The organism is Bifidobacterium myosotis, from assembly GCF_002259745.1.
Lineage (GTDB): Bacteria > Actinomycetota > Actinomycetes > Actinomycetales > Bifidobacteriaceae > Bifidobacterium > Bifidobacterium myosotis.
Window position 1 is genome coordinate 59,768 of the sequence record NZ_MWWW01000008.1, and the last position, 24,610, is coordinate 84,377.

Annotated in this window: 22 protein-coding genes; 9 read left to right on the forward strand and 13 right to left on the reverse strand. The window is 62.2% G+C overall.

Going from position 1 to position 24,610, the window contains the following annotated elements; all coding sequences use genetic code 11:
• Positions 1–38: 38 nt before the first annotated feature.
• The 5 genes from BMYO_RS04380 to BMYO_RS04400 form a co-directional block, all read right to left on the reverse strand.
• Positions 39–1,514 carry an alpha-L-fucosidase gene (locus BMYO_RS04380; RefSeq protein WP_094667315.1) on the reverse strand — a complete coding sequence of 492 codons (1,476 nt, stop codon included), beginning with the start codon at positions 1,512–1,514 and terminating at the stop codon, positions 39–41.
• Positions 1,507–2,184 (reverse strand): SGNH/GDSL hydrolase family protein, encoded by a 678-nt coding sequence (locus tag BMYO_RS04385; protein WP_094667316.1) that lies wholly within the window; start codon positions 2,182–2,184, stop codon positions 1,507–1,509. The genes BMYO_RS04380 and BMYO_RS04385 overlap by 8 nt, the downstream gene beginning before the upstream one ends.
• A 173-nt stretch (positions 2,185–2,357) precedes the next feature.
• Complete coding sequence (locus BMYO_RS04390) at positions 2,358–4,118, reverse strand: ABC transporter substrate-binding protein (RefSeq protein WP_094667317.1); 1,761 nt, start codon at positions 4,116–4,118, stop codon at positions 2,358–2,360.
• Between the two features lie 335 nt (positions 4,119–4,453).
• On the reverse strand, positions 4,454–5,374 hold the full coding sequence (locus BMYO_RS04395) for a carbohydrate ABC transporter permease (protein ID WP_094667318.1): 921 nt from the start codon (positions 5,372–5,374) through the stop codon (positions 4,454–4,456).
• A gap of 38 nt (positions 5,375–5,412) precedes the next feature.
• The gene (locus tag BMYO_RS04400) at positions 5,413–6,462 is read right to left on the reverse strand and encodes an ABC transporter permease (protein WP_211276825.1); all 1,050 of its coding nucleotides are present in this window, start codon (positions 6,460–6,462) and stop codon (positions 5,413–5,415) included.
• Between the two features lie 479 nt (positions 6,463–6,941).
• On the opposite strand from BMYO_RS04400, the gene BMYO_RS04405 reads away from it, so the two are divergent.
• Positions 6,942–7,589 carry a YesL family protein gene (locus BMYO_RS04405; protein WP_158216947.1) on the forward strand — a complete coding sequence of 216 codons (648 nt, stop codon included), beginning with the start codon at positions 6,942–6,944 and terminating at the stop codon, positions 7,587–7,589.
• A gap of 357 nt (positions 7,590–7,946) precedes the next feature.
• Positions 7,947–8,420 carry a PH domain-containing protein gene (locus BMYO_RS04410; RefSeq protein ID WP_094667320.1) on the forward strand — a complete coding sequence of 158 codons (474 nt, stop codon included), beginning with the start codon at positions 7,947–7,949 and terminating at the stop codon, positions 8,418–8,420.
• Between the two features lie 131 nt (positions 8,421–8,551).
• Here BMYO_RS04410 and BMYO_RS04415 read toward each other — a convergent pair whose 3' ends face one another.
• Positions 8,552–9,115, reverse strand: a complete 564-nt coding sequence (locus tag BMYO_RS04415) for a TetR/AcrR family transcriptional regulator (protein WP_094667321.1) — start codon at positions 9,113–9,115, stop codon at positions 8,552–8,554.
• 74 nt (positions 9,116–9,189) lie between these two features.
• Here BMYO_RS04415 and BMYO_RS12310 point away from each other — a divergent pair, with 74 nt between their 5' ends.
• Both BMYO_RS12310 and BMYO_RS04425 read left to right on the forward strand, forming a co-directional pair.
• Positions 9,190–9,849 (forward strand): sugar O-acetyltransferase, encoded by a 660-nt coding sequence (locus BMYO_RS12310; RefSeq protein WP_275542053.1) that lies wholly within the window; start codon positions 9,190–9,192, stop codon positions 9,847–9,849.
• 309 nt (positions 9,850–10,158) lie between these two features.
• Positions 10,159–10,965 carry a carboxymuconolactone decarboxylase family protein gene (locus tag BMYO_RS04425; RefSeq protein ID WP_094667402.1) on the forward strand — a complete coding sequence of 269 codons (807 nt, stop codon included), beginning with the start codon at positions 10,159–10,161 and terminating at the stop codon, positions 10,963–10,965.
• A gap of 63 nt (positions 10,966–11,028) precedes the next feature.
• Here BMYO_RS04425 and BMYO_RS04430 read toward each other — a convergent pair whose 3' ends face one another.
• Both BMYO_RS04430 and BMYO_RS04435 read right to left on the reverse strand, forming a co-directional pair.
• Complete coding sequence (locus BMYO_RS04430) at positions 11,029–12,159, reverse strand: AEC family transporter (protein ID WP_094667322.1); 1,131 nt, start codon at positions 12,157–12,159, stop codon at positions 11,029–11,031.
• 82 nt (positions 12,160–12,241) lie between these two features.
• Entirely contained in the window at positions 12,242–12,769 is a 528-nt protein-coding gene (locus BMYO_RS04435) for a PadR family transcriptional regulator (protein ID WP_094667323.1), read from the reverse strand.
• A 144-nt stretch (positions 12,770–12,913) separates the two neighbouring features.
• Here BMYO_RS04435 and BMYO_RS04440 point away from each other — a divergent pair, with 144 nt between their 5' ends.
• Positions 12,914–13,657 (forward strand): NADPH-dependent F420 reductase, encoded by a 744-nt coding sequence (locus tag BMYO_RS04440; RefSeq protein WP_094667324.1) that lies wholly within the window; start codon positions 12,914–12,916, stop codon positions 13,655–13,657.
• Positions 13,658–13,723: 66 nt separating this feature from the next.
• Here BMYO_RS04440 and BMYO_RS04445 read toward each other — a convergent pair whose 3' ends face one another.
• From BMYO_RS04445 to BMYO_RS04460, 4 genes are all read right to left on the reverse strand, one after another.
• The gene (locus BMYO_RS04445) at positions 13,724–15,055 is read right to left on the reverse strand and encodes an MATE family efflux transporter (RefSeq protein ID WP_420807291.1); all 1,332 of its coding nucleotides are present in this window, start codon (positions 15,053–15,055) and stop codon (positions 13,724–13,726) included.
• 122 nt (positions 15,056–15,177) lie between these two features.
• Positions 15,178–17,841 (reverse strand): excinuclease ABC subunit UvrA, encoded by a 2,664-nt coding sequence (locus BMYO_RS04450; protein WP_158216948.1) that lies wholly within the window; start codon positions 17,839–17,841, stop codon positions 15,178–15,180.
• 122 nt (positions 17,842–17,963) lie between these two features.
• The gene (locus BMYO_RS04455) at positions 17,964–19,715 is read right to left on the reverse strand and encodes a serine/threonine protein kinase (RefSeq protein ID WP_094667326.1); all 1,752 of its coding nucleotides are present in this window, start codon (positions 19,713–19,715) and stop codon (positions 17,964–17,966) included.
• A gap of 99 nt (positions 19,716–19,814) precedes the next feature.
• The gene (locus BMYO_RS04460; RefSeq protein WP_094667327.1) at positions 19,815–20,255 is read right to left on the reverse strand and encodes a helix-turn-helix domain-containing protein; all 441 of its coding nucleotides are present in this window, start codon (positions 20,253–20,255) and stop codon (positions 19,815–19,817) included.
• Positions 20,256–20,636: 381 nt separating this feature from the next.
• On the opposite strand from BMYO_RS04460, the gene BMYO_RS11685 reads away from it, so the two are divergent.
• From BMYO_RS11685 to BMYO_RS04475, 4 genes are all read left to right on the forward strand, one after another.
• On the forward strand, positions 20,637–20,783 hold the full coding sequence (locus BMYO_RS11685; RefSeq protein ID WP_158216949.1) for a hypothetical protein: 147 nt from the start codon (positions 20,637–20,639) through the stop codon (positions 20,781–20,783).
• Positions 20,780–22,282: a DUF6591 domain-containing protein gene (locus BMYO_RS04465; protein ID WP_233428152.1), complete on the forward strand. Its 1,503-nt coding sequence runs from the start codon at positions 20,780–20,782 to the stop codon at positions 22,280–22,282. Before BMYO_RS11685 ends, BMYO_RS04465 begins: the two co-directional genes overlap by 4 nt.
• A gap of 53 nt (positions 22,283–22,335) precedes the next feature.
• Positions 22,336–22,566 carry a hypothetical protein gene (locus BMYO_RS04470; protein WP_094667329.1) on the forward strand — a complete coding sequence of 77 codons (231 nt, stop codon included), beginning with the start codon at positions 22,336–22,338 and terminating at the stop codon, positions 22,564–22,566.
• Between the two features lie 108 nt (positions 22,567–22,674).
• Positions 22,675–23,946: an SPFH domain-containing protein gene (locus tag BMYO_RS04475; RefSeq protein ID WP_094667330.1), complete on the forward strand. Its 1,272-nt coding sequence runs from the start codon at positions 22,675–22,677 to the stop codon at positions 23,944–23,946.
• Positions 23,947–24,105: 159 nt separating this feature from the next.
• On the opposite strand, the gene BMYO_RS04480 is transcribed toward BMYO_RS04475, so the two are convergent.
• Entirely contained in the window at positions 24,106–24,606 is a 501-nt protein-coding gene (locus BMYO_RS04480) for a helix-turn-helix transcriptional regulator (RefSeq protein ID WP_094667331.1), read from the reverse strand.
• Positions 24,607–24,610 lie beyond the last annotated feature (4 nt).

Sequence of the window (24,610 nt, forward strand, 5' to 3'; positions counted from 1 at the left end):
TCGCGGCGTGTTCGCGTGTCGTGACGGCCGTCGCTGGCCTATTCGACGCTGATTCTGAATCCGACGGGCAGGTCCGGTGCGACGCCGGGACGCGCAGCCGGCGTGATGACGAGCCCCCGGTCCGTGCGCTCGTAGGGCACGGACCCGGACCCGAGCTGTTCGACGCCGCGCACGATGCCGTGGAACGGCGCCATGATGCCGTCGTGGTAGGCGGCGAACGCGGCCAGCGTCAGGGTCTCGGCGCCCTGCGGGTTCAGGCAGAACGCGTATACCGAGCCGTCCTTGGCCGTGAAACGCCAGTCGGCGGGCGTGTAGGCGAGCGCGGATTGGTCGGCGAACGAACCGGACGCCGCCTTGGTCGGGCCTTCCTCGGCGAGACGCCACGGGCGGGTGCCGTAGATGCCCTCGCCGTTCGTCCCGAGCCAGAGCCCGATGCCCTCGAGCAGCTCCCGGTCGTGCGGGGCGATGGACCCGTCGGCTCGCGGGCCGACGTTGAGCAGCAGATTGCCGTTCTTGCTCACCGTGTCCACCAGCGTGATGAGCAGTTCGGACAGCGTCTTGTATTCCAGCGACTTCGTGTAGCACCACGAATTGCGCGCGATGGCGGTGTCGGTCTGCCAGACGTACGGGGTGGCCGTCTCAAGACCGCCGCGTTCCACGTCGTAGAGCCCGGCGCCCCAGGCCATGCCGTCCTGCTTGTAGCAGATGATGACGGGCACGCCCCACTCCGCACCGCGGTTGTAGTAGAAGGCGGCCAGCCTGCGCATGTACGGCTTGAAGGCGCGGTGCTGGATCCACCAGTCGAAGTACAGCATCTCCGGCCGATACCGGTCGATGAGCTCGCAGACGCGCAGCAGCCAGTCGTCGAGGTATTCTGCGTCCGGCTCGGGCACGGAGAACAGGTCCTGATTGTCGGGTTCGGGGTTGGCCGGCCAGTAGAAGTCGCCTCGGCGCATCGGCTCGGCGGCGCGCACGTCGGAGTCGAAGTCGCGGCCGTGGCCCATGAACCACCAGTGTTCGGCGCGGTGGTTGCTGGCGGCGAAGTGCAGCCCATGGTCCAGAGTGGCCTCACGCAGCTCGCCGAGGATGTCGCGCTTGGGGCCCATCTCGGCCGTGTTCCAATGCGACAGGTCGCTGCGGTACATCTGGAATCCATCGTGGTGTTCAGCGACCGGGAAGTAGTACCGCGCACCGGCCTTGGCGAACAGGTCGAGCCATTCGTTCGGGTCGAACCGCTCGGCCGTGAACATCGGGATGAAGTCCTTGTAGCCGAATTCGCTCTGCGGCCCGTAGGTGGCACGGTGATGGTCGAATTCGGGGTAGCCTTCGATGTACATGTTGCGCGAATACCATTCGTTGCGGTATTCGGGCACGGTGTACAGGCCCCAATGGGTGAAGATGCCGAATTTCGCGTCGGGGAACCAGTCGGGAACCTCGACGCGGCTCAGTGATTCCCAGGTGTCCGTGTAAGGGCCGCGTCGGACCACCTCGTCAATGGCGTTGAGATCAATCATCAAAATCAGTCCTGTTCCAATCGAAGCCCACGCTCTGGCACCATGAACGGGCGATGATCATCGCCCCGCGCTCGTACGGATGCACGCGGTCCTGGCTAGCCAGGCATCCGTGCAGCTGGGTGAGCCAGTGGTCCACGGCGGCCTGGGTGTCCACGAAGATCGCGTCATGGCGTTCGGCCACGCGACGCGACGCGGCGGCGAACTCCTCGATCTTGGCGCGCATCTGGTCGGCCGGGTTCGGCTCGAACATGAACGGGCGCATGACGATGAGGCCCTTGAGGTTCGGGGCCTCACGGCGCGTGCGGTCCAGCAGGTCGTCGTAGATGCACTCGAATTCGTCCACCGTGTTGAGCCGCGCCTGCCACAGCGGACCGTCGAAATACCGCCACGCGTCGTTCACGCCGATCATCACGGAGACGTAGTCCGGGTTCAGGTCGATGACGTCACGCTGCCAGCGTTCGGCCATCTCGACGATGTCGTTGCCGCTGACGCCGGAGTTGATGGTGCACAGCGCACGGTCCGGGTAGACGGCGGTGAGCAGGTTGTGCAGGGCGTTCACGTAGCCGTTGCCGTATCCCCAGCCGCCGGGGAAGGCGGTACGGTCACGGCCGGCGTCGGTGATGGAGTCGCCGACGAACACGATGCGGGAGTGTTTCGGGAAAATCAGCATGATGACTTCTTGCGAGGGGTATATACGAAGAATGCGCGGCGGCCGGAGGAAGGCAGGGACGCCGCGCAATCGGAAGGGGATTCAGGGGTTGCCGACTCCCCTTTCAGAAGGGGAACGATTCGTCAGGGAGACGTGAGGGGGAGTCGGCAAGAATGGTGGGGGTCAGCCGAGGATCACTTGGCGTCGGACTGGTACTGCTTGACGACTTCCTGACGCGCCTTGGCGAGATCCTTGGCGTTCTGCTCGTCGACCTTGAGCACGCTGTCATAGCCCAGATCCTTGACCTGCTGGCGGACGTCCTTGAGCACCTTGGCGAACTCGGCGTCGGACTTGGCCACCAAGGCGTTCCAGGAGGCGTTGACGACCTCGGTCTTGATGGAGCTGCGGGTGGCGGAGACCGTGGACTCCTCCTGCGGAGTGGTGTAGGAGGCGCCGGGGGCGACAGTCAGCAGGTTGTTCTTCTCGAGGTAGTCGATGTCGCTGGTGGCGCCGCCCATGTGCTCGGACCAATCCTTGAACAGGGCGCTGGTGTCGGCCTCGGACTCCCACAGCTGCGGGTTGAACGCGGCGCCGGTCTCGGAGTCGATGTCGTTCTGCTGCACGGCCTTGAAGTTGAGCAGGGAGAAGCCGCTGTCGTAGGTGCCGCCGCCGAGGTCATCGGAGATCTTGAGGTTGGCGTGGTCGCCGTTCATGGCCTGCTTGCCGAAGTCGGTGAGCTGGGGCTTGCCGTCCGAGCCTTCGGTCCAACAGCCGAGGCCCTTCGGGCAGGCGGCGCCACCGGAGTTGGAGGCGGCGGCGTACACGCCTTCGGAGGAGTACAGCCAGTCGATGAACTTGGCGAGACGCTCCTTGTACTTGGACTTGGAGCCGATGGCGATGATGGTGGAGCCGTCGCCGTCCGGGGTGAAGCCGGTGGAGTAGACCTTCATGCTCTGCAGCGGGGCGAGCATGAAGCCGACGCCCTTGGCCTTGTTCTCATCGGAGTTCATACGCGGCTTGCCCAGCCAGCTGAACAGGGAGACGAGGGTCTTGCCGTTGGTCACCTTGTTCTGCATGGTGTCCCAATCCTGCGTGGTGGACTCGGGGTCCACGAGACCCATCTGCTCGGCCTTGTTGAGGAATTCGAGGGCCTGCTCGTAGACGCCGCCCTCCTGGGTGGCCGGCTGCACGTCCTTGCCGTCAGCGCTGATGAACACGGAGCCCTGACCCTGGTAGCCGAGCCAGTTGACGACGGCGGAGGCGTTGTTCATCACATCGCCATCCCAGTCCTTGAACAGGGAGAAGGCGTAGATGTCGTTCTGGCCGGTCTCCTTGCGGGCCAGATCCTGCATGTCCTTGAGCACGTCGAGGAAGGCATCGAGATCCTTGATCTCCGGGTAGCCGAGCTCCTTGTAGTACTCCCAGCGGATGTACGGCGCGGAGGTCGGTTCCATGCCCTCGCTCGGGCTGGACGGGTCGGAGGAGGAGACGCCCTGCGGGATGCCCCACACGCCGTCCTTGCCGGCCTGCTCGGTGATGGCGTCCACGGCGTTCTGGTACTTCTTGACGTTGGTCATGCTGCTGTAGTACGGCGTCATATCGGTCACCAGATTGGCCTTGACCAGCTTCTGGAGACGGCCGTTGCCGGTGCCGGTGATGATGAGGTCTCCCAGGGAGCCGGATGCGGCGCGGGTGTCGAAGACGGTGTCTCCGCCGGAGACGTTCGGGGCGATGATGTTGAGCTTCAGGTTGAACTTGTCCTGGACGATCTTGGCGAACCAGCCCTTCTGTTCGCCCTGCTGGTTGGCCAGCGAGTCGAACACATCAACGGTGACCAGCGAGCCGTCGTCCTTCTCCTCGCCCGCGGTGTCGCTGCCGCAGGCCGCCAGCGAGAAGGTCATGGCCGCGGCGAGGCCGACGGCCAGTACTGATGTGATCTTCTTCTTGAGTTCCATGACGGAAACCTCCTTGTTCCTTTCGTGTTGTTGTTCGGTTGCGTTTGGAATAATTGTTTTGGATTGGTTTATTGGGCGGACTGTCCGCTTAACGCGTCGCCTCCGGCCCTGCAATTACGGACTCGTGCTACGCACGAGACTCAGCATTACCTTCGCTCGCCTATCGGCTCACTCAGGCTGACGCTATGGGAAGTCCACCGGGCTTCCCATTACGCGTCGTCTCCGGCCCCCGCAAGAACGGACTCGCCTACGGCGAGACTCAATCCGACCTTCGCTCGGCTACCGCCTCGCTCAGGCTGACGCTATGGGAAGCCCACCGGGCTTCCCATTACGCGTCAGCCCTTCACCGCTCCCAGCATCATGCCTTTGACGAAGAAGCGCTGGAAGAAGGGGTAGACGAACATGATCGGGAGGACCACGATGACGGAGACGGTCATGCGAATCGAGGTCGGGGTGGCCGCGGAGGCCAGGGCCGCCACGTTCGCCGCGTTCGCCTTGGCCGCGTTGGCCAGCGCGCTCGCCTGGTTGATGTACGTGTAGAGCAGGTACTGCAGGGAGTAGAGCTTGTCATCGGTCATGTAGATCAGCGTGTCCTGGAAGGAGTTCCACTGGCCGACCGCGGAGAAGATCGCGACCGTGGCGAGGATCGGCGTGCACATCGGCAGCACGATCTTGCCGAAGATGGTCAGCGTGCCGGCACCGTCCATCTCGGCGGCCTCCTGCAGCGAGCTCGGGATGGACTCGATGTAGGTCTTGACCAGGATGATGTTGAACGGCTGGACCACCGCGGGCAGGATGTACACCCAGAAGTTGTTGGTCAGGCCGAGGTTCTTCATCGTGATGAACATCGGGATCAGGCCGGCGTTGAAGTACATCGTGACGACCACGAAGCGGTACCAGAACGAACGGCCCCACATCTTCTTCTGCGTGAACATGAAGCCGAGGTAGGCGCTGGCCAGCACGGTGAGCACGGTGCCGATCACGGTACGGGCCAGGGAGATCCACGCCGCGCGACCGAGGCCGGACAGGGCGAGCACGTCCTTGTAGTTCTGCAGGTGGAAGCCCTTGAACCACCAGGTCACCTCGCCCGCCGCCGACAGGTTGTTGTCGGACAGTGAGTTGATGATCAGGTAGTAGAACGGGTAGGTGCAGATCAGCGCGAAGAGGGTGAGCACCACGATGTTGACCACGTTGTAGACCTTCTCGCCCGTGGTGCGACGCAGTGCCGGCGATACTGATGCATTCTGCTTTGCCATGATATTTCCTTACAGTCTCGTTTGCCTTGCCGCGCCGATCAGACGATGCCCTCGCCACGGGTGCGTTTGGACATCCAGTTGACGATGAAGAGCAGCGCCACGGAGACGAGCGACTTGAGGATCGAGATCGCGGTACCCAGCGACAGGCTGGAGTTGCCGAGACCGACGTTGTAGACGTAGAGGTCGAGCACTTCGATCCACTTCTGGTTGAAGTTGTTCTGGAAGACGTAGTACTGGTCCATGCCGTTGTTGAGGAAGTTGGAGATCGAGAGCATGAGGAGCACGAAGTAGGTGGGCAGCAGCTGCGGGATGGTCACATGCCAGATCTGCTGGAAGCGGTTCGCGCCATCCACCTGTGCGGCCTCGTACAGCTCCTGGTCGATGCCGGCGATGCCGGCGAGGTACATGATGGAGCCCCAGCCGAGGCCCTTCCACAGGTTCCACAACAGCATCTTGAGCCAGATGTGGTCGCCGGAGTCGAGGAACTTGATGGGCTCGGTGATCAGGTGCAGGTTCTGCAGCAGCTCGTTGATCATGCCGGAGGAGGAGAACATCGCGAAGGCGATCGAGTAGACCAGCACCCAGGAGATGAAGTTCGGCAGCGTGGTGAGTGTCTGGATGAGGTTCTTGAACCACTTGGCGCGGATCTCGTTGAGGGCGATGGCGAAGATCACCGGGAAGAACGAGGTCAGGATGTTCAGGCCGGACATCGCGAAGGTGTTCATGAGCACCTGGCCGATCTTGGCCACCTGGGCGGGGTTCTGCACCAGCAGCTGGAACCACTGCAGGCCGACGAACTCGCTTTCGGACAGCGGGATCGGCGGCTGGTAGTCATAGAACGCGTAGATCCAGCCGAACAGCGGCAGGTAGCTGAACAGCACCACCATCACCAGCAACGGCGCGATGAGCAGGAACAGCTTGATGCCGTGGCGCTTGTTGTAATCAGTGCCGGGGAGCATCTTCTTCGCCTTGTTGGCGGCGCGGCGGTCGCGACGGCTCCGCGCCGGCTGTGCGCCGCTGGACGAAACGACTTCGGCGGCGTCGCCGACCAGACCGGTTGCGCCGTCCGCTGTTGTTGCGTTCTGCATCTTGTCTCCTTTGAAGCAATGCAGCGAAGATCACCGTGGGTGCGACCCGTTTCGCATCCCGTTGTCTTCTTTCTCTTGTTTATAACTCTATAAATAAGAGATTTGATTGTCAAACCGATGAACGAACGCACGGGTCCACCATCCCTGTGCACAGCCTTGAAAAACGTTGGAAACTCGCGGAATTCGACCAATGAAAATTTTATTTATATACTTATAAATAAGCGTGTCGCGAGTGAGACGACGCCGGAATGCGAGCAAAATGCTGTCAACATACCGGCGAGAAGCGCGGGTCCATGTTGCCCCCCACGAATCGTCCCACACGGCGGCCACAGGAACGACCTATACATACAAGACGGACCTGTGTACAGGACCGGTCGCATTGCCCCATTCCCAGGATAGTCCGGGGAATATTGAGGACAGTCCTATATATAAGGGCGACACAGGAACCACAGGAACGCATACAACAGGCAGGAGGAACGATGAAGTTCAACACCAACGCACCATTCTGGAGGTTCATGGACACCCTGGTGCGATTCACGGCCCTCAATCTCGTCTGCCTGGCGACGATGATCCCCGTCGTCACCATCGGCCCGGCACGCGCGGCGCTGTACAGCACGATGTTCGCCTACGACGAGCACGACGACATCAGACTCGTGCACGAATACCTGCGGCGTTTCAAGCGTGAGTTCCTCCACGGCTTCGTATCCGGACTCATCACGCTCGCCCTCGCCGCGGTCATCGTGTTCGGACTCGCCTTCTGGAATGCGTGGGACGCCAACGTCTCATACCTGCCGCTCATCGTGCTCATCATCGCCACCGTGGTGCTCACGCTGACCGCCGAATACCTGTTCCCCATGCAGGCGCGGTTCGACAACCCCCTTGCCACCCAGTGGAAACTCGCCGCCATGTTCCCGTGGCGGGCATTCCCCTGCTCGCTGGCGCTGCTCGGCATCGACGTGCTGGCCATCGCGCTGGCGTATTTCGTGCCGTTCGTGCGCGTGCTCATGATTCTGTTCGGCGTCGCATGGGTCGCCTACGCCAAGTCGCTGGTGTTCCTCTGGGGATTCAAGCGCTACGGCGGCTTCGGCCCGATCGAACAGCCCACCTACATCAACGCGCACGACTGAACGCCGGGCCACCCGCCGGCATCGATTCGGCGTCTGGTTCCGCATCATTTCCGCAACTGTCGGATTCCGACGCTGTACTGTCGCATCTCGACGGTTGACTGTCGGATTTCATACATATGCTGTACGAAGTCCGACAGTCATGCGTCGAAGTCCGACACTGAAAGGTTGAGAACCGACACTAAAGGGTTGAAATCCGACAGTCAGGTGTTGAAGTCCGACAGTGTCCGGCAGTCGAACAACGCCCACCCTCGAAATCCGTCACTCATACGTCGAAATCCGACAGCCAAGAGCACTATCGACCTCGCCAACCGTCGACTACGATGGGAATCGTATCGGTCCTCAACGAAAGGAACCACGATGTCCAACAGCATGGCCGATGGCGACGTCCTGTGGTCGCAGCGCAAGCGCAATTGGTGCCGCACACCGTTCACCTTCACCACATACACACTGACCAACGATGAAATCGCGGTCAAGACCGGCATCCTGCGCGAGACCTACGATGTGACCAAGCTGTTCCGCGTGGTGGACCTGACGCTCACCCGCACCTTGCTGCAACGGCTGTTCGGTCTGTCCACGATCACGCTGGAGACACGCGACCAGTCATCCGGCGGGCAGTTGGTGCTCAAGAACATCATCCACGGCTTCGACGTGCGTCGCGTCATCCAGCGCGCGGTAGACGAGTCACGCAATGTGAACCGCGTCAGCGCCCGCGAATACATGGGTGACGGCGACTTCGGCGGAGCGGCGGCGGACGGCGCCTATGCCGACGGCTACGCGGATACCGACGGCGACGGCTACGCGGATACCGACGGCGACGGCTACGCCGGCTGACCATCACCCCGTCATCAGCCTGCCTATTCCGATTTATTCCCAAGTATCGTCTGACTCAGACGGCCCGAATCAGAATCGGACACCGATCTGGCGCCCCACGGATTACGTCACACCGAATCATCCACATCGAATCATCCGCCGAGGGCCACATGTCGGATACCCCGCAGGACGGCTTCCGAATCGCGGGGCTCACCGCCGAGAGCGCGGTGCAACGTCAGCCCCTCGATCATGGCGTCCAGCATCACCGTAGTCTCACGGTCAAAGAAGCGGCCCATCGTCTCCTGCCATGCGCCCATCCAACGACTGCTGATATCGCGGAACGACTCATCATGGGCGACCAGCGCATAGAACTCAAGGTTGATGTTCCTATCCCGCCGGGTGGCGAGCAGGTCATGCTCGATATTGGCCGCGATGGCCTCGCACGCCTCCTCGGCATCGGTCGCCGCGTCCATCCTCGCGCGGAACGCGGCGATGGACCGATCGGCGAACTGGTCGAACGCCTGATGCAGCAGATCGTGCATGCCATCGAAATGGTAGGTCATGGACCCCAACGGCACATGGGCCTCGGCGGCCACCACCCGGTGCGAAGTGCCCGCCACCCCACGTTCCGCGATGACCGTGAGGCACGCATCGATGATGCGCTGCTTGCGCTCGGGATCGTTGCGACGGCGCGGCGCAGTGCTGCTCTTCTCCATACCGGCAGACCTTACCCGTCAATGGGTACATTCGTCCGTACGCCACTCGCAGAAGCGTACGAATGTACACATAAATGTATACATTCGTACACATGGACAACACGCAGAACACCACACAACACAACAGCCCCGTCGAAACGACCGACACCCGCAGCATGAAGGAGCTCATGCTCGCGGGCGAGTACTACACCAGCGACGACCCCGAGCTCAACGCCGAGCGCGAGCACGCCAAGGACCTGCTCTTCGACCTCAACATGAGGCGCCCCACCCTGCGCGCCGAACGCGAGCGCATCATCCGCGAACTGTTCGGCCATGCGGGTGCGAACTGCTGGGTCGAATCGACCTTCAACTGCGATTACGGATACAACATCTCCGTCGGCGACAACTTCTACGCCAACACCGGATGCTGCATTCTCGACTGCGCGCGGGTGACCATCGGCGACAACGTCTGGTTCGGCCCGAACGTGGGCATCTACACGCCCGAGCACGCCTTCGACGCCGCCGAGCGAACGGCCGGCTGGGAGCACAGCCTGCCCGTGACCATCGGCGATAACGTCTGGCTGTGCGGCGGCTCCACCATCGTGGCCGGCGTAACCATCGGGTCGAACAGCGTCGTTGCCGCGGGCGCCGTGGTCACCAAGGACGTTCCCGAAAGCGTCATCGTGGCGGGCGTACCGGCCCGCGTGATCCGCCCAATCACCGAAGCGGACAAACTCGGGCTGGTCAAGCGGTAGGACTTCACGCCAGCGCGCCCCCTCGTGCCGGACGACGGCACACCCGGCACGAGGGCGATGGCCACTCCGCACGCCGGCCACTCCGCACACGCGGATAAACGCTTCGCATCACGCCCGAGCCCACGCCGACCGTCATCGTCGGCTCGGATGAGCGGGAATCACGCACGTTCCCGCACCATGCACCCGACAATCCCCTCAACGCCGGCCATGCCTGCCAAGCATCACCGCCGATACTTGGCAGGCAATTGCGGCATGGCATGCATACTCATACGCTGTGTTGATGACGGATTGACGATGGAAGGACGCATCATGACGGAACACAGCACCACGGAACACAATCAATCAGCGGAACAACCCAGCGGCATCTCCCCCGCCGCCGAGGCTTATCATCGCACGTTCTTCCCGGATTCGGAGCTGCTGCGCCGCGACGACCCGGATCTGGCACGCATCATTGAGACCTTCGCCTTCGACGAGGTGCCGAACGAGCCCGGCGTCAATGATCTGGACGACCGCACGCGCTATCTGGCGATTCTGGCCACGCTGCTTGGCAGCCAGAGCCTGACCGAATTCCGCGGCATCGTGCCGGCGGCGTTGATCGCCGGACTCACGCCGGTGGAAATCAAGGAGACCACGTATCAGGCCGTGGCGTATCTGGGCATCGCGCGCGTCTACCCGTTCATCGCCGCACTGAACGATATCCTGCGCGAGCGTGGCGTCGAACTGCCGCTACCCTCGCAGGCCACCACCACACCGGAAACTCGGCGGGAGGCCGGCACGCAGGCGCAGGTGGACATCTTCGGCGACGGCATGAAGGACTTCTACAAGTCCGGCCCCGAAGAGAAGCGCCACATCAACCGCTGGCTGGCCGCCAACTGCTTCGGCGACTACTACACGCGCACCGGGCTCGACCTCAAGCAGCGCGAGATGATCACGTTCTGCTTCCTGGCCGCGCAGGGCGGGTGCGAGCCGCAGCTCACCAGCCACGCCCGCGCCAATATGCGCATCGGCAACGACCGTCACTTCCTTATCGCCGTGGCGTCGCAGTGCATGCCGTACATCGGCTATCCGCGCACCCTCAACGCGCTGCGCTGCATCGACGCGGCGTCTCAGGACTGATTGTTCGCGACGCGGATTCGACGCGTCCGCGTCGCAAGGAACCGGCCGGCTGTTTCGGCCGTCTTAGAACACCACCGCGGAGACGATGGTCAGCGACACCAGCGAGAACAGGGTGCTGACCAACACGAATCCGACCGCATAGTCGGGCATGTTGTCCTTGCGGCCGGTGAACATCGCGATGGTGGTCATGGTCGGCAGGCCTGCGATCACGGTGATCATGAGAATCATGTCGTGCGTGATCGGCAAGGCGAACGGCAACGCACCGACCGACCACGTCAGCAGCGCGTAGAACGCGAGCGGGAAGGCGATCATCTTGGCCACAAGCCCGGCATACAGTTCGTAGCGGCGCAGCACGCCCCACCACTTGGTCAGAGCAAACAGACCGCCGAGGTATATCAGCGACATCGGGGTCGCCATATTGCCGATGGTGTGCAACGGCTTCAGAATGAGATTCGGCACTTTGATGCCAAGCAGAATCAGGGCCAGCGCAATCATCACGCCGATGAACGCGGGGTTGACGAACCGACGGAGCAGCCCGAGCACGCGCGAACCAAGCGAAGGACGCGACGCGGCGGGCAGGTCTTCCCCGACGGCGCCACGGCTCCCATCCGCATTATGTCTTTCGCCTGCATTATGCCTTTTGTCCGCACTGTGCCTTCCATCCACACCGCGACTTCCGGCGGCACTGTCGTTCCGACCGATTCCGCCAGCGCCGCCGGCCCCAACCGCAGGACGAACCGGCTCGCACAGCCATACGCCATACGTCCACAACAACGTCTGGTCGATGATCGACATCAGCGCCACATAGATCGCACCCTCCCTCGGCCACAATGCCATGATGAGCGGGATGCCGATGAATCCGGCATTGCCGAACACCAGCGATGCCTGGAAGACATGGCTGCGCGAGCCTGTGAGCCGCAAAAGATGCGCGAATGCCCAGAACGTGAGGATGAGCAGACCGTACATCACGGAGGTGAGCAGCATCACACCCCAGTTGGCCTCGAGATGCGAGCGGTCCGTGCCGTCCACGGCATTCGAGAAGACCAGCACAGGGATGAGCACGTTGAGCAACAGCGAGCACATGCCGTCCAACGCGGTTTTGCCATAGAAACGCAGACGCACGCACCCGTATCCCACCATCAACATGATGAGAAAACCGACCAGCTGGCCGACCATCACGCCGAACTGTCCCACAGACTCCCTCCCGCTTGAGCAAACATCATCCGGCGACTATGTAAAGCGGCCATCTGGACAGCATGGCGGCACGATACGTCCGCTACTCGGATACGCCAAGTTCCTTCATGAGCCAGGCGCGTTCGGCGGCGATTTCGGCATCGTGAATCTGCGTGATGGCGATGCGGTACTTGTCGGTCAGGCTTTCGTTGTCGATCGGCCCCTCACCGTCGCTGTACATGCGCCGGACGTCCGAATCCAGCAGATCGAGCCGACGCCGCAGCACGGCATTGCGATCGGCGACATCGGGGATGACGGACAGGAAGGACATCACCACCGACCATTTGGTGATGTCGCTGAGCATGTAGCCATCCGTGCCCTTCAGCTCCTCGATGAGCTTCTCGCGGCCCGCCGGCTCAAGGTGGAATTCGCGCAGACGCCGGCCATTGACCACGTTGAACGACTCCCCCAGATATCCGGCCTTGACGAACTTAGCGGTGACGGAATGCAGCGTGCCGTCGCTAAAGGCACGGCTGTACCCCTGCAGCTGCTCCATCTTCTTGCGCAGCCTGTAGCCGCACAACGGCTCCTCGGAGAGGAAGCCCAACGTCATGATTTCCACGATATTCATGCATTCATGATACCTCAGTCTGAGATATTTCAGAACAACACGCCGTATCACGCGCCACGAAACCATCTCCAAACCCTTGGAATTCCGGCGTTCTTTCACATGACATAAATCCTGTTGATATATCTCAGCTTGAAATATATCAACATGGGGTGCATACTGGCATCAACGCGAACACCGCAGACCGGCATCCACAGCATCCGGCACCACGGCGGTCGCCGACAAACGAACCAGCACAACCATCAACCTTCATCATCGAAAGGAATCATCATGAGCAACATCACCATCTTCGGCGCAGGCAACATCGGCTCGGCCGTGGCGGACATCGCCGTCAAGTCCGGCGCCACTGTGCAGGTCATCGACCGCAACGCCGACAAGGCCGCCGCAGCCGCCGATGGCGTCACCGGCGCGATTTTCGGTGAGGCCGCCATCACCGGCGACATCGTCGTCCTGGCTCTGCCGTTCCCCGCCTACGACGAGGCGATCGCCGCCTACGCCGACCAGTTTGCCGGCAAGACGGTGGTGGACGTCTCCAACCCGATCGACTTCTCCACCTTCGACCTCGCCCTGCCGGAAGGTGCCAAGTCCGCCGCCGAGTACGTGGCCGCCAAGCTGCCGCAGTCCCATGTGGTCAAGGCGTTCAACACCACCTTCGCCGCCACGCTGGCCACCGGCGAGAACGACGGCGCGCCGACCGTGGTGCAGCTGGCCGCCGATGACGAGGCTGCCAAGAAGTCCGTGGCCGCCTTCATCGAGGCCGCCGGACTCAAGACTGTGGACGCCGGTGCCTTGAAACGCGCGCAGTACCTCGAGGGCTACGGCGCGCTGCAGATCATCCTCGGCGTGACGAACCAGACCCCGTGGACCGCCGGTTTCAAGGTCGTCAAGTAACCGCAGGAGATCCAAGCATCTCAGGAGATCATTGAGTGATGCTCGCCGCTTGTGGAGCGCCGCACGTTATGCCGTGCGACGCTCCCTGCGTTCCACAAGCACGTTCGTCAGCAGATAGCGCAACAGCGGCAGCGAGGTCGCGAACGTCAGCACGTCGGACACGGTCTGCGCCACCTCAACACCCGTGATTCCGATGAAGTGAGGCAGGATGAGCACCGCCGGAGCCAAGTACAGTCCCGTGCGGCACACGGCGAGGAAGGACGCGATGCCGGTCTTTCCCAAGGTCTGGCTCATCATATTGCCCATCATGTTCGTGCCATTGAGCGCCACGGTGATGCATTGGAAGTGCAGTGCGGCCACGCCCACCGCCACCACGGCGGGGTCGGAGCGGAAGATCTCCACCAACTGCGGGGATGCGACCCAGATCAGCGCGCCCAGCACCAGCAGCACACCCGTGGAAAGCTTGATGCAGAACCAGAATCCTTCGCGTACGCGCGCGAACTTCCCGGCCCCATAGTTGTAGCCGCATACCGGCTGGAAGCCTTGCCCCAGTCCGATGATCACCGAATTCACGCCGAGCATGATGCGCATCACGATAGCCATGCCCGCGATCGCCGCGTCGCCGAACGGATTGGCGGCGATGTTCACGCAGGTGGTGGCTATCGAGCCGGCGCTCTGCCGAACCAGCGAAGGCAGGCCGCCGCCGATGATCTCGCGGACCAGCAGCATATCCGGCCGGCAGTTGCGCAGGGAAAGCTTCAGCACGCCGAATCTGGCGCTCATCGTGGTCAGGATGATGAAGCTCACGGTCTGGCAGATGCCGGTAGCGAGGCCCGCCCCGAAAATCCCCAAGTCAAGTACGAAGATGAACAGCGGCGCCAGCAGGAAGTTCAGCAGCGAGCCGGTGACGAGGCCGATCATGCCGAAGGCCGACTGGCCCTGATATCGCAACAGTCCGTTCAGCGCGAACGAGCCGCATACGCAGGGCGCGGCCAGAAGAATCGGCGTCAGATATTGCACGGCATAGGGGGCGATGGTCGCGGTCGAGCCGAGCCCCACCACCAACGGTCGAAGCATGGCAAGGCAGACGACCGCCACCAACGCGCCACACAGCACGGCACCCGCGAAGCCCAGGGCCAACAGCCGCGCGGCGCGCTCGTTGTTGCGTTTGCCCAGTTCGCGGCTCATCGAATTGCCCGCACCGTTGCCGAAGAAGAAGCCGATGGCCTGCAGGATGGTCATGATGGAGAAGGCGATGCCAATGGCGCCGGACTGCGCGGTGCCGAGCTGACCGATGAAGAACGTGTCGGTCAGGTTGTAGGCGGTGGTCACCAGATTGGAGACGACGGCCGGAATGCTGAGCGTCAGAATCAGCGACGGTATCGGCTGTTCGGTCATCTGCTGGTATTTAGCGTCCGCACTCGCTCGTTTGATGCCATGAACCTGATTCACGGCGGATATCCTACTCGCGCGTCACGTCGAGTCTTTCCCTTCGGTTCGATATATGGTGAATGCGTCTGCTACGCCCTCTCATTCACCTCCAGATACCGCCCGGTGATGCTCGCAGGGTTTGCTGCAATCTGCTCCGGCGTGCCGGTGGCGACGATGCGACCGCCGGCCTCGCCACCGCCGGGACCCATGTCGATGATCCAATCGGCGTTGGCGATCATGTCGAGATCATGTTCGATGACGATGACGGTTGCACCCGCAGCGACCAGACGGTCGAAGACGCCGAGCAGCACACGCACGTCAAGCGGATGGAGGCCGATGGTCGGCTCGTCGAACACGAACACCGCATCCGACTGCGCCCTGCCCATCTCGCTGGCGAGCTTGAGCCGCTGCGCCTCACCGCCGGACAAGGCTGGCGTCGGCTCGCCAAGCGTCAGATAGCCGAGCCCCAAGTCGTGCAGCGTGGTGAGACGGGCGTGAATCTTCCTCATGTCGGCGGTGACGGCGAGCGCCTCGTCCACGCTCATCGCCATGAGTTGCGGCAGGGTCAGTGAACGCAGGGGCGCGTCCGCGCTCCCCCGCCCCGCCATGGATTCCTGCTCCGCCGTGATTCCAAGCTCCGTCGATGCGGCGCCCTTCCCCTCCTTGACCGGCCGGTGAATCAGGCTCGCTTCCGGCGCATACCTCGACCCCCGGCAATCCGGGCAGGCGATGGTGACGTCCGGCAGGAACTGCACGTCCAGCGAAATCGACCCGGTGCCGTCGCAGGTGGGGCAACGCAGCCGTCCGGTGTTGTAGGAGAAGTCGCCGGCCTTGTACCCGGCGGCCTTGGCCTTGTCCGTGCGGGCGAACGCGCGGCGCAGATCGTCATGGATATCGGCGTAGGTGGCCACGGTGGAGCGCACGTTCGCACCGATCGGCGTGGCGTCGATAAGGTTCGCGCGAGCGATGCCGTCCGCTTCGATGCCGCGAACGTGCGCCGGCAGATCATCTCCATCGACGTTGGCCTTGAGCGCCGGAATCAGCGATTCCAGCACCATCGTGGTCTTGCCCGAGCCGGAAACGCCGGTGACGACCGTGAGTCTGCCGCGCGGCACATCCACGGTCAGCGGCTTGACGGTGTGCAACGGGCCGGTCTCCATGTGAATCCGGCCGAAATCGAACATCTTTTCCGGAGCGACGTGGACGCGCACTCGGGTCTCGCCGCTTTCGGTCAGGAACGGCGCTATGCGGCTGCCCGGGGTCCGTTCGACCTCGTCGACCGTGCCCTGCGCGATCACATGACCGCCACCGGCGCCGGCCACCGGCCCCATTTCGATGAGATGATCAGCGGCCTTGAGCACACGTACGTCATGATCGACGACCACCACGGAGTTACCGTCCGCCACGAGGTCGTGCATCACGCCGAGCAGGCCGTCCACATTCGAGGGGTGCAGGCCGATGGACGGCTCGTCCAACACGTACAGCACGCCGGTGGTGCGGTTGCGCACGGCGCGGGCCAGCTGCACACGTTGTCGTTCGCCGGTGGACAGCGTCGCGCCGGCACGGTCGAGCGACAGGTATCCAAGGCCGAGTTCGAGCAGCCGCCGTGCCACATCGAGGAACGACTCGCAGATGTTTGTGGCCATCGAGCGCATGTTTTCAGGCAGCGTACCCGGCACGCCCCGCACCCACGTCACGGTGTCGTCCAGGGTCATGGCGGTTGCCTGCGCCAGATTGATGCCGCGGACTTCGGGGGCGCGAGCGGCGGCGCTCAGGCGTGTACCATCGCACTCGGGGCACGGCTTTTCTTCAAGGAAGCGGGCCACGCGCTTCAATCCCTGCTCGTCCTTGGCCTTGGCGAGCGCGTTCTCGACCGTGTACACGGCGTTGTAATAGGTGAAGTCGAGCTCGGCGAAATCGTCGCCCTTCTTGGGCCGATACAGGATGTGTTTCTTGACTGCCGGTCCATTGAATACGATGTCACGCTCCTCGGGCGTGAGCTCGCGGAACGGCACGTTGGTACGCACGCCCATCGCGCCGCACACCTGCTTCATAAGGTCCCACATGAGCGAGCCCCACGGCAGCACCGCGCCGTCGTCGATGGATTTCGATTCGTCCGGCACAAGGGCGGCACGGTTCACCTCGCGCACGATGCCGGTGCCGGAGCAGGTGGGGCATGCGCCTGCCGAATTGAAGGCCAGGCTTTCGGCGCCGGGGCCGTGGAATCGCTTGCCGCAATGACTGCATACGATCGGCTGCTCCAACGCCACATTGAGTGTGGGGTCCGCACGGGTCCCGCATTGCGGGCATACGTGAGATCCGACGCGGGAGAACAGCAGACGCAGGCTGTTGAGCAGTTCGGTCATCGTGCCGAAGGTGGACCGGATGCCGGGTACGGCGGGCCGCTGATGCAGGGCAAGTGCGGCCGGTACATGCAGCACCTCATCCACCTGGGCGCGACTGGCCTGGGTCAGGCGTCGGCGCGTGTACGTGGACAGCGCTTCCAGATACCGCCTTGACCCTTCCGCATACAGCACGCCGAGCGCAAGCGAGCTCTTGCCCGAACCGGAGACTCCGGCCACTCCCACCAGCTCGCCCAACGGCACGTCCACATCGACGCCCTTGAGGTTATGCACCCGTGCCCCACGCACCTCGATGGCGCGAGGGGCGCGGGGTGCTCGATCGCTCGTCTCACCGGAGACCACCTGCTTCTCGGGCTCTGTTCCTTCGCCGGATTCCTTCGCAACCGTCATGTCCACTCCCCTCGCCGCCTTCGACCTGCACTTATTGTATGGCTTGTATGGCGCATCCAGCCGGGCATCAAATACCAGATCACCGTCCTCCACAGGGGCTGCCATCCGGTACTCCGGCGTCATCAGGCGGTACGCGCGTACAGCGCATAACCGGCGTAATCCGGCAGACCGTAGACGGTGATGGAGAACGCCTGCGATTGGCCGAGCGTCGGCTTTTCTACATACGTGTCACGTCCGAATACGATGGCACCCGTCCGATCGCGCAATACCAACGTGACACAAACCTCATCGCCATACACGCCGTCGCCGTTGTCATCGTCGCGCTTGGCGACGACCTCCCCGCTGAACACCACTCCCCCATCATCCAGACGAGTCCGGTTCACGCCTGTCGTGTCGAAGGATTCCGAACCGTCAGTGGCCATCAGATTCTCCGATTTCGGCGCAATCGTGTCGAACGCAACCGTCGCCGGAGCGATGCCGTCGCCGCATATGCCGGAAATGTATATCGTCTGTCCGGGATAGATGATCGAGGACGTCATGGTATTGGCGAACAACACCGATCCGTCCGACTTCCTGCCGGTGATGGACACTTGCGGAAACACGATGCTCCTTGTCCGGTCCGTATTACGCAAAGCGATCGCATAATCCACATACCCTGATTCCGCGGACCATCCGGATTCCACCAATGTGAGCGCGTTGTCGGCAACGGAGTCGTCCCCCGAACCATTGCCGGCGTCGCTCCCGTTGTCCTCTCCCTGCGTTCCGGGCTGTAATCCGGGTGACGATTGCGACGCGGTCGAACCGCGTCCGCCCCTCCCGGCATCGCCGATGGAAGAACCGTGCATCACCACGTATCCCGCGACTCCGACGAGCGCCAGCAACACCACGGCCACCGCCGAAGCCAGCCAAATCCGCGTCCTCGAGGATATTCGAGACCTTTTCCGCCGTCGCAAGCCGTCAGACGAGGGAATCGTGTTCCGCGCGCCTCCGGCAACCCCGGTCCCACCGGTCCCCGGATTGACCGGTCCGGTCACCCCGGTGCGGGCCTTGCCGCCAACGTCCGCACCATCAACGGCGCCACCGGCGGAGGCACCGGCAACGACACCATCAAGACCACCATCCTCAAGATATGCACGCAACTCGTCAACGGTCTGGGGACGGGCGCTTGGTTCGAAGGCGCATGCCTTCTCGACTATGGAATCAAGCCCCGCCGGCACCACGGCGGCGTCGGCGAGCGCCGAGGCATAGGCACCGTCAGTCGGTTCAACACCGGTAAGCATGAAGCCGAGCACCCGTCCGATGGCATAGACGTCTGTGCGCGCATCGGTGTCCGAGAACCCATATTGTTCCGGTGCGGCGTATCCCCATGTTCCCAGCGCCGTGGTACAGCCGTCTTTCACCTGTCCCGCCGCATACTCCCTGGCGATGCCGAAGTCGATCAGATGAATGCCGTCGTCAGCCAGAATGATGTTCGCAGGCGTGATGTCCCGATGCACGATGCCATGTCGATGCAGCTCCCCCACCGCCTCGCACAGCTGGATCGCCGCCGTCGCCGCCCGACGCGCGTCAAGTCTTCCGTGAGCACCGATATATTGCGCAAGCGTGACGCCTTCGACATAGTCATAGACCACCACAAAGCCGTCCGGCAGCTCGTATGTGGCCTCGATGCGGGGCAATCGGGATGAGTCGCATTCAGCGAGCGTGGACCACAGGCGGCGACGGGCCAGTTTCAACGGCATCGTCTTACGAACGAAGGGCCCCGCTCCTTCCAAACCGACCAGCTCGGTGCGCCCGTATGGACCATCCGCCAGCACGCGATAGACCTGATACACATCGTCAAGCCCCATGGCATGCAGGGTCTGGCGCTCGTCCATGGTGTTGCTGCCCTCCCTGAGACGTCACACCCGATCCAGAAGGAGATCGGATCGCCTCCTCCAACCAGGTCGGAATTCAGTTGTTCCTCATTCCGACGTTCAATCCACGCTCAACAACGTCGGCTCATGCAGCCGGTACAGTTCATCGTCGGTGGCTACGCGATCGAAACCTTGGTTGATGCACCATATGATAATCGCGTCGCGGCGCTGACGGCACCACAGTTCGGAGACGCCGGCGAACCGCAGGAGCCGTTGCGTCTCATGCAGGTCGCATTCCAATCCGAATGCCAGCATAATCGCGTGGTCGCGCCCCGGACGGCTTTTGCCGGCGAAAATGTCATAGACAACCGTGGCGTTGAGTCCCGCGGTCCGGGCCACACCCGCACGTTTCAACCCGTGTTCATGCAGCAGCGTCCGCAGGTAGTCGACCAGTTCCCTGTCCGCTATCCGCTCCTCGTCCAGATATGATTCCACACCATCGCTGGCGAGCAGCCGCTTCAGCAGCTCCTCGGTGAGGTGAGACGGATCGTTGGCGTTCATCATGCATACCTTTATATCGTGCCACGTCGCCTTTCCGACGTCGCCTTTCCGACGTCTGCCCGCAATACCGGCATACCGTCGCACCAGCTTGGCAACCCACCGATAGGACCCGCCCCGAACCAGCGCTTCAGGCACGCACCCGCACCACGAGATCCGACAGCGTCGCCGGGCATCAGGGAACGTGCAGTCCGACGATCTCAGACAATCATCGATGCCTCCGGAATTCAGTTGCCAACTGATGACGAAACCTGCATTGACAAGCACAATAAGCTCGTCATCATTGTCTGTACCGCTCAGGAGGCCCAGTAGATCAGGAAGCTAATATTTAAACATATTGCTAATTTGATTACAATTTCACAATAGATTACATTGGAATACCGTATGACCGGCATGATGCTGCTATCAGAGGAGCAAATCATGAATGAACGTTGGCGCCTAGCCATCACGGTAGGAGCGACCGTGACAGCCGCCGGACTTGCTGCCTCCCTCATTACCATGCTGCTGTTGAAAAGGAAGACCCGAGCATGACCAACCCTTTTGATTCACCGACCAACCCCACCACGCCCACGCCGGCAAGTCCCTCTCCGCAACAGACTGGGCCGACGCAACCGTTTATGGCCGCCGCATCGGCCCCCGCAGCCGATCGCATCTACGCGTCGGACGTCCGTCTGGCATTCCAGACGATTCACGACATGCTGTCCACCGATGCGACTTTCACATTGGATGACAGCGACGCCCAACGCGGCGTCATCTCCTTCCATTCCTTCGACGACGCCCAGTTCACGCTCACACTGACGGCCACCGGACCGTCCACCACCGAGCTTCGCCTGAGCGCCGCCAATGATCCCAACGCGCAGCGCGGCAACGAATTCTATGCCGCGCTCGACCGTCGCTTCGTCGGGGCGGCTCACTCGGCCACACCCCCGGTCACACCGACGCGACCCGCCGGGCCGACGCCCAATGGCACGCCTGGCGCCTCCGACATGCCGAACGACACTGTCCCAGCGACACATGCGCATGGTCGTCGCGCCGCACGCGCGTCCCGCACCGACACGTCAGGGAAGAAAACCTCCAAACTGGCCGTGTTCGCCATTATCGTTGCCGTGTTGTTCCTTCTGTGCGCATTCATAGGCATCGATTCCTGGGGACTGCTGGTCTTCTTCACCATTCTGCCCGCAATACTGTCCGGCTTCTCCATCTATGTCACCCGCAAGGACGGCAAGGCGCAAGGACGCGTGCTCGCATGGGTGGCCGTCGGTATCACGGTGGTGTCGTTCATCATCGGAAGCGTCGGTGTGATTCGGGCGAGCCAGCAGCAAGCAAAGCTGGAACAGGAACTCGCCATTAAGTGCGAGGCCTACACATGGCCTGAATCGGATCTGGTCAAACTGCTGCCCAAGCCCGAATCCACGAAGGGCGAAATCGACAACGAAAGCTCCACGGCCTTCTCCATCCACATATGCGACACGGATAAAACACAGTTCGACGCCTACGTCCAGTCAGTGCAGGCCAACGGCTTCACCGTGGATTACAGCAAGTCGGACGACTCGTTCAGTGCAAAGAACGAGGGCGGTTACCGCGTCTACATCACCCGCCACTACGACGACGAGACCATCATGGACATCTCCATCGACGCTCCGAAGAGCACCGACAGCAGCTCCACCGGCGCCGAAGGCTCCACCGGTTCCGGAGACGGCACCACGAACTCGGACAACGGCTCTTCAACCGACGCCAACGCCGGCACAGACCAGTCGTCCTCGGCCACCGGTGTCTCCAGTGACGTCAAGGCCGCTCTGGACAGCTACGAATCGCTGATGAACGAATACGTCGACTTCATGACCAAGTATCAGGCCGACGGACAGCCTGCGAGCATGGCCGCCGACTATGCGAAGATCCTGATCAAGTACAACGACGCGATGAACAAGCTCAACGCCATCGACGAAAACACGCTCACCCCAGAGGAGAACCAGTACTATCTCGAGGTCGTCACCCGGGTCAATCAAAAACTGGCCACGGTGGCACAGTAAACGCATTGGTCATTTAGGCCATAGTCGTCGCATTCCATCGGAAGGACAAAACCATGGGTCTGCTGAATTCACAGAGCAACGGAGGCACACGACAGCCGTTCGGCGTGGCTCTCTCGGGCAGAGAGGCGCTGGAGGATACCGTCAACAGCTTCCTTCGCAGCAAGATGGGCATGGGCGCGCAGCAATCATCCACGATGTGCGCCGGCTGCGGCGCCCCGCTGTCCGGCGACCGCCACCAAATGGTGCGCTGCGAGTATTGCGACCGTGAAACGCAACTGCCCTGACAGTTCATTCCGCAGTCCGATCCGCTACACACCCCAGCACCAATGATTGCGCTCCCCCGCAGGCCCTAGCTGCGAGGGAGCGCAATCGCGTAATCAAAGGAGACGAATATGGCAATCATCAAGGCGTTCGCCGGTGCGCTCGGCGGCACGTTCGCCGATCAATGGCGCGACATCATCACCGCCGGTCCATTCAACGAGCACGTAGTGGTCAGCCCAGGAGTTCCGCGTGAGACGAACAACAACCGAGGTTCAAACGCAGCCGGTTCGGACGGGGTGATCTCCAACGGCTCGCTCATCTATGTACCGGAGAACACCGCCGCGTTCATCTTCAGCCAATCCGGCATAGAAAACATCATCCGCGAGCCTGGCGGCTACGAATACCGCAACGGCGAGAAAAGCGTGCTGGCCGGTGACGGCATCGACTCCTTCTTCACGCAACTGGCCGACCGATTCACCTTCGGCGGCCAGCCCGGCACCACCAAATACGTGGCATTCATCAATCTGCGCGAAATCCGGGGCATCAAGTTCGGCACGCCCGCACCGATGCCATATCATGACCGGTTCTACGGTACCGATCTGGAGATTCGAGCGCGCGGCTCGATGTCGCTCAAGGTGACCGATCCCGTACGGTTCGTCCGGAATTTCGTACCCGCCAACGTATCCTCGTACTCCTTTGACGACGCCGGTCCGCGACGACAGATCCTTTCGGAATTCGTCCAGTCATTTACAGTCGCCATCAACGCCTTGTCCGATGAATACCGCATATCGCAGCTTCCCGGCCAGTCGAATGCCATCGTCGGCGCAATACGCGGTGACGCCTCGAATGCGGGAACCTGGAATACGCGCTTCGGTTTCGAAGTCGTCGGCATCGGCGTGGAAAGCATCGAGTTCACCGAGGAATCACGCAGACTGGTTCAGCAGTTCGCCGAAAACCGCATGAACGCGGCCGCCTATGAGGGCATCTCCCAACAGGCAGGCACGATGGCCGCGCAGCAGAACATCGCACAAGGCATCGCCGAACATGGATTCGGCGATAACGGTGGCATGCTGCTGGGCATGAACATGGCCCAAGCCATCAATCCGATGACCGGCGCGCCAGTTACGGCGCCGACCCCAACCGCACCGGGAATATCGCCCACGCCAACCACCTCATCCGCCCCGAGCGCCCCCGGCAACACGGTTCCAGACGCAGCACCCGCCGGCGGAATCGCCGGAGCGACTGCGGCATACCCCGGCAATTCCGCAGTCGTTCCGTCTGCGCCCCGCATGACCGTGGAACAACAGGTCGAAGCACTGAAGAAACTGAAGGAACTGGTGGACGTCGGCATCCTGTCAAACGAGGAATTCGAAACAAAGAAGCGGGAGATCCTCGGACTGTAGCGATTGGACTGTAGCAGTCGGACTATAGCAGTGGTGCGGTGAGCGGTCGGCCGGCAGCCGTTGCTTTCGATTGCCGGCCTGTTGCGGCAGTCGCTGAGGGTTGCCAGCCACCCGATTGTGTCGGGCAACCCTCAGCGGCGCTTCGGCCCCGCCACAATCTCAGCGCTTGCCCGAGGTTCCGTCCGGGAACATGAAGAACGCGAGCGCACCCGCAGCCGCGCCACTGGCCAACGCGCCAGTCACCACCGTAAGCACCTGCATCGCTGTACTCAGCGCCGAGCTTGAAGCCGCCGTACGCATATCCACACGGTCACCCGTCGGAGCGACGGCCCCGCTCCGGCCTTCCACTTCGGTCGAATCAGCCATATGCTGTTTCTGTGCGGTAACTCCTTCAAGGGGATCGTCCACCAGCGTTTTGATGACCTTCGCCAAATCACGATTCTCGCTTCTGGCGATCTCCGCGTTGAACACGGTACGCAACGCCAGATACTGCAACTTACTCATCGGGCTTCTACCGGTTTCGAGATTGGAAACGGTCTGACGCGCCACACCAAGCTCATCAGCAAGTTCCTGCGTAGTCCAGCCGGCCACCTTGCGTATGATCGACAGGTTCTCTTGGAATTTGTTGATCCACTGCCGTTCCATCTCGGGCACTGCCATGCTG

Bases quoted from the DNA above. Each gene is read 5' to 3' on its own strand.
- BMYO_RS04445 (WP_420807291.1), bottom strand. From the start codon at position 15,055: ATGACCGAACAGCCGATACCGTCGCTGATTCTGACGCTCAGCATTCCG.
- BMYO_RS04475 (WP_094667330.1), top strand. From the start codon at position 22,675: ATGGCAATCATCAAGGCGTTCGCCGGTGCGCTCGGCGGCACGTTCGCC.
- BMYO_RS04425 (WP_094667402.1), top strand. From the start codon at position 10,159: ATGACGGAACACAGCACCACGGAACACAATCAATCAGCGGAACAACCC.
- BMYO_RS04470 (WP_094667329.1), top strand. From the start codon at position 22,336: ATGGGTCTGCTGAATTCACAGAGCAACGGAGGCACACGACAGCCGTTC.
- BMYO_RS12310 (WP_275542053.1), top strand. From the start codon at position 9,190: ATGTATACATTCGTACACATGGACAACACGCAGAACACCACACAACAC.
- BMYO_RS04410 (WP_094667320.1), top strand. From the start codon at position 7,947: ATGTCCAACAGCATGGCCGATGGCGACGTCCTGTGGTCGCAGCGCAAG.
- BMYO_RS04460 (WP_094667327.1), bottom strand. From the start codon at position 20,255: ATGAACGCCAACGATCCGTCTCACCTCACCGAGGAGCTGCTGAAGCGG.
- BMYO_RS04400 (WP_211276825.1), bottom strand. From the start codon at position 6,462: ATGCAGAACGCAACAACAGCGGACGGCGCAACCGGTCTGGTCGGCGAC.
- BMYO_RS04455 (WP_094667326.1), bottom strand. From the start codon at position 19,715: ATGGACGAGCGCCAGACCCTGCATGCCATGGGGCTTGACGATGTGTAT.
- BMYO_RS04450 (WP_158216948.1), bottom strand. From the start codon at position 17,841: ATGACGGTTGCGAAGGAATCCGGCGAAGGAACAGAGCCCGAGAAGCAG.
- BMYO_RS04405 (WP_158216947.1), top strand. From the start codon at position 6,942: ATGAAGTTCAACACCAACGCACCATTCTGGAGGTTCATGGACACCCTG.
- BMYO_RS04465 (WP_233428152.1), top strand. From the start codon at position 20,780: ATGACCAACCCTTTTGATTCACCGACCAACCCCACCACGCCCACGCCG.
- BMYO_RS04395 (WP_094667318.1), bottom strand. From the start codon at position 5,374: ATGGCAAAGCAGAATGCATCAGTATCGCCGGCACTGCGTCGCACCACG.
- BMYO_RS04390 (WP_094667317.1), bottom strand. From the start codon at position 4,118: ATGGAACTCAAGAAGAAGATCACATCAGTACTGGCCGTCGGCCTCGCC.
- BMYO_RS04440 (WP_094667324.1), top strand. From the start codon at position 12,914: ATGGGGTGCATACTGGCATCAACGCGAACACCGCAGACCGGCATCCAC.
- BMYO_RS04435 (WP_094667323.1), bottom strand. From the start codon at position 12,769: ATGAATATCGTGGAAATCATGACGTTGGGCTTCCTCTCCGAGGAGCCG.
- BMYO_RS04380 (WP_094667315.1), bottom strand. From the start codon at position 1,514: ATGATTGATCTCAACGCCATTGACGAGGTGGTCCGACGCGGCCCTTAC.
- BMYO_RS04480 (WP_094667331.1), bottom strand. From the start codon at position 24,606: ATGGCAGTGCCCGAGATGGAACGGCAGTGGATCAACAAATTCCAAGAG.
- BMYO_RS04385 (WP_094667316.1), bottom strand. From the start codon at position 2,184: ATGCTGATTTTCCCGAAACACTCCCGCATCGTGTTCGTCGGCGACTCC.
- BMYO_RS04415 (WP_094667321.1), bottom strand. From the start codon at position 9,115: ATGGAGAAGAGCAGCACTGCGCCGCGCCGTCGCAACGATCCCGAGCGC.
- BMYO_RS11685 (WP_158216949.1), top strand. From the start codon at position 20,637: ATGACCGGCATGATGCTGCTATCAGAGGAGCAAATCATGAATGAACGT.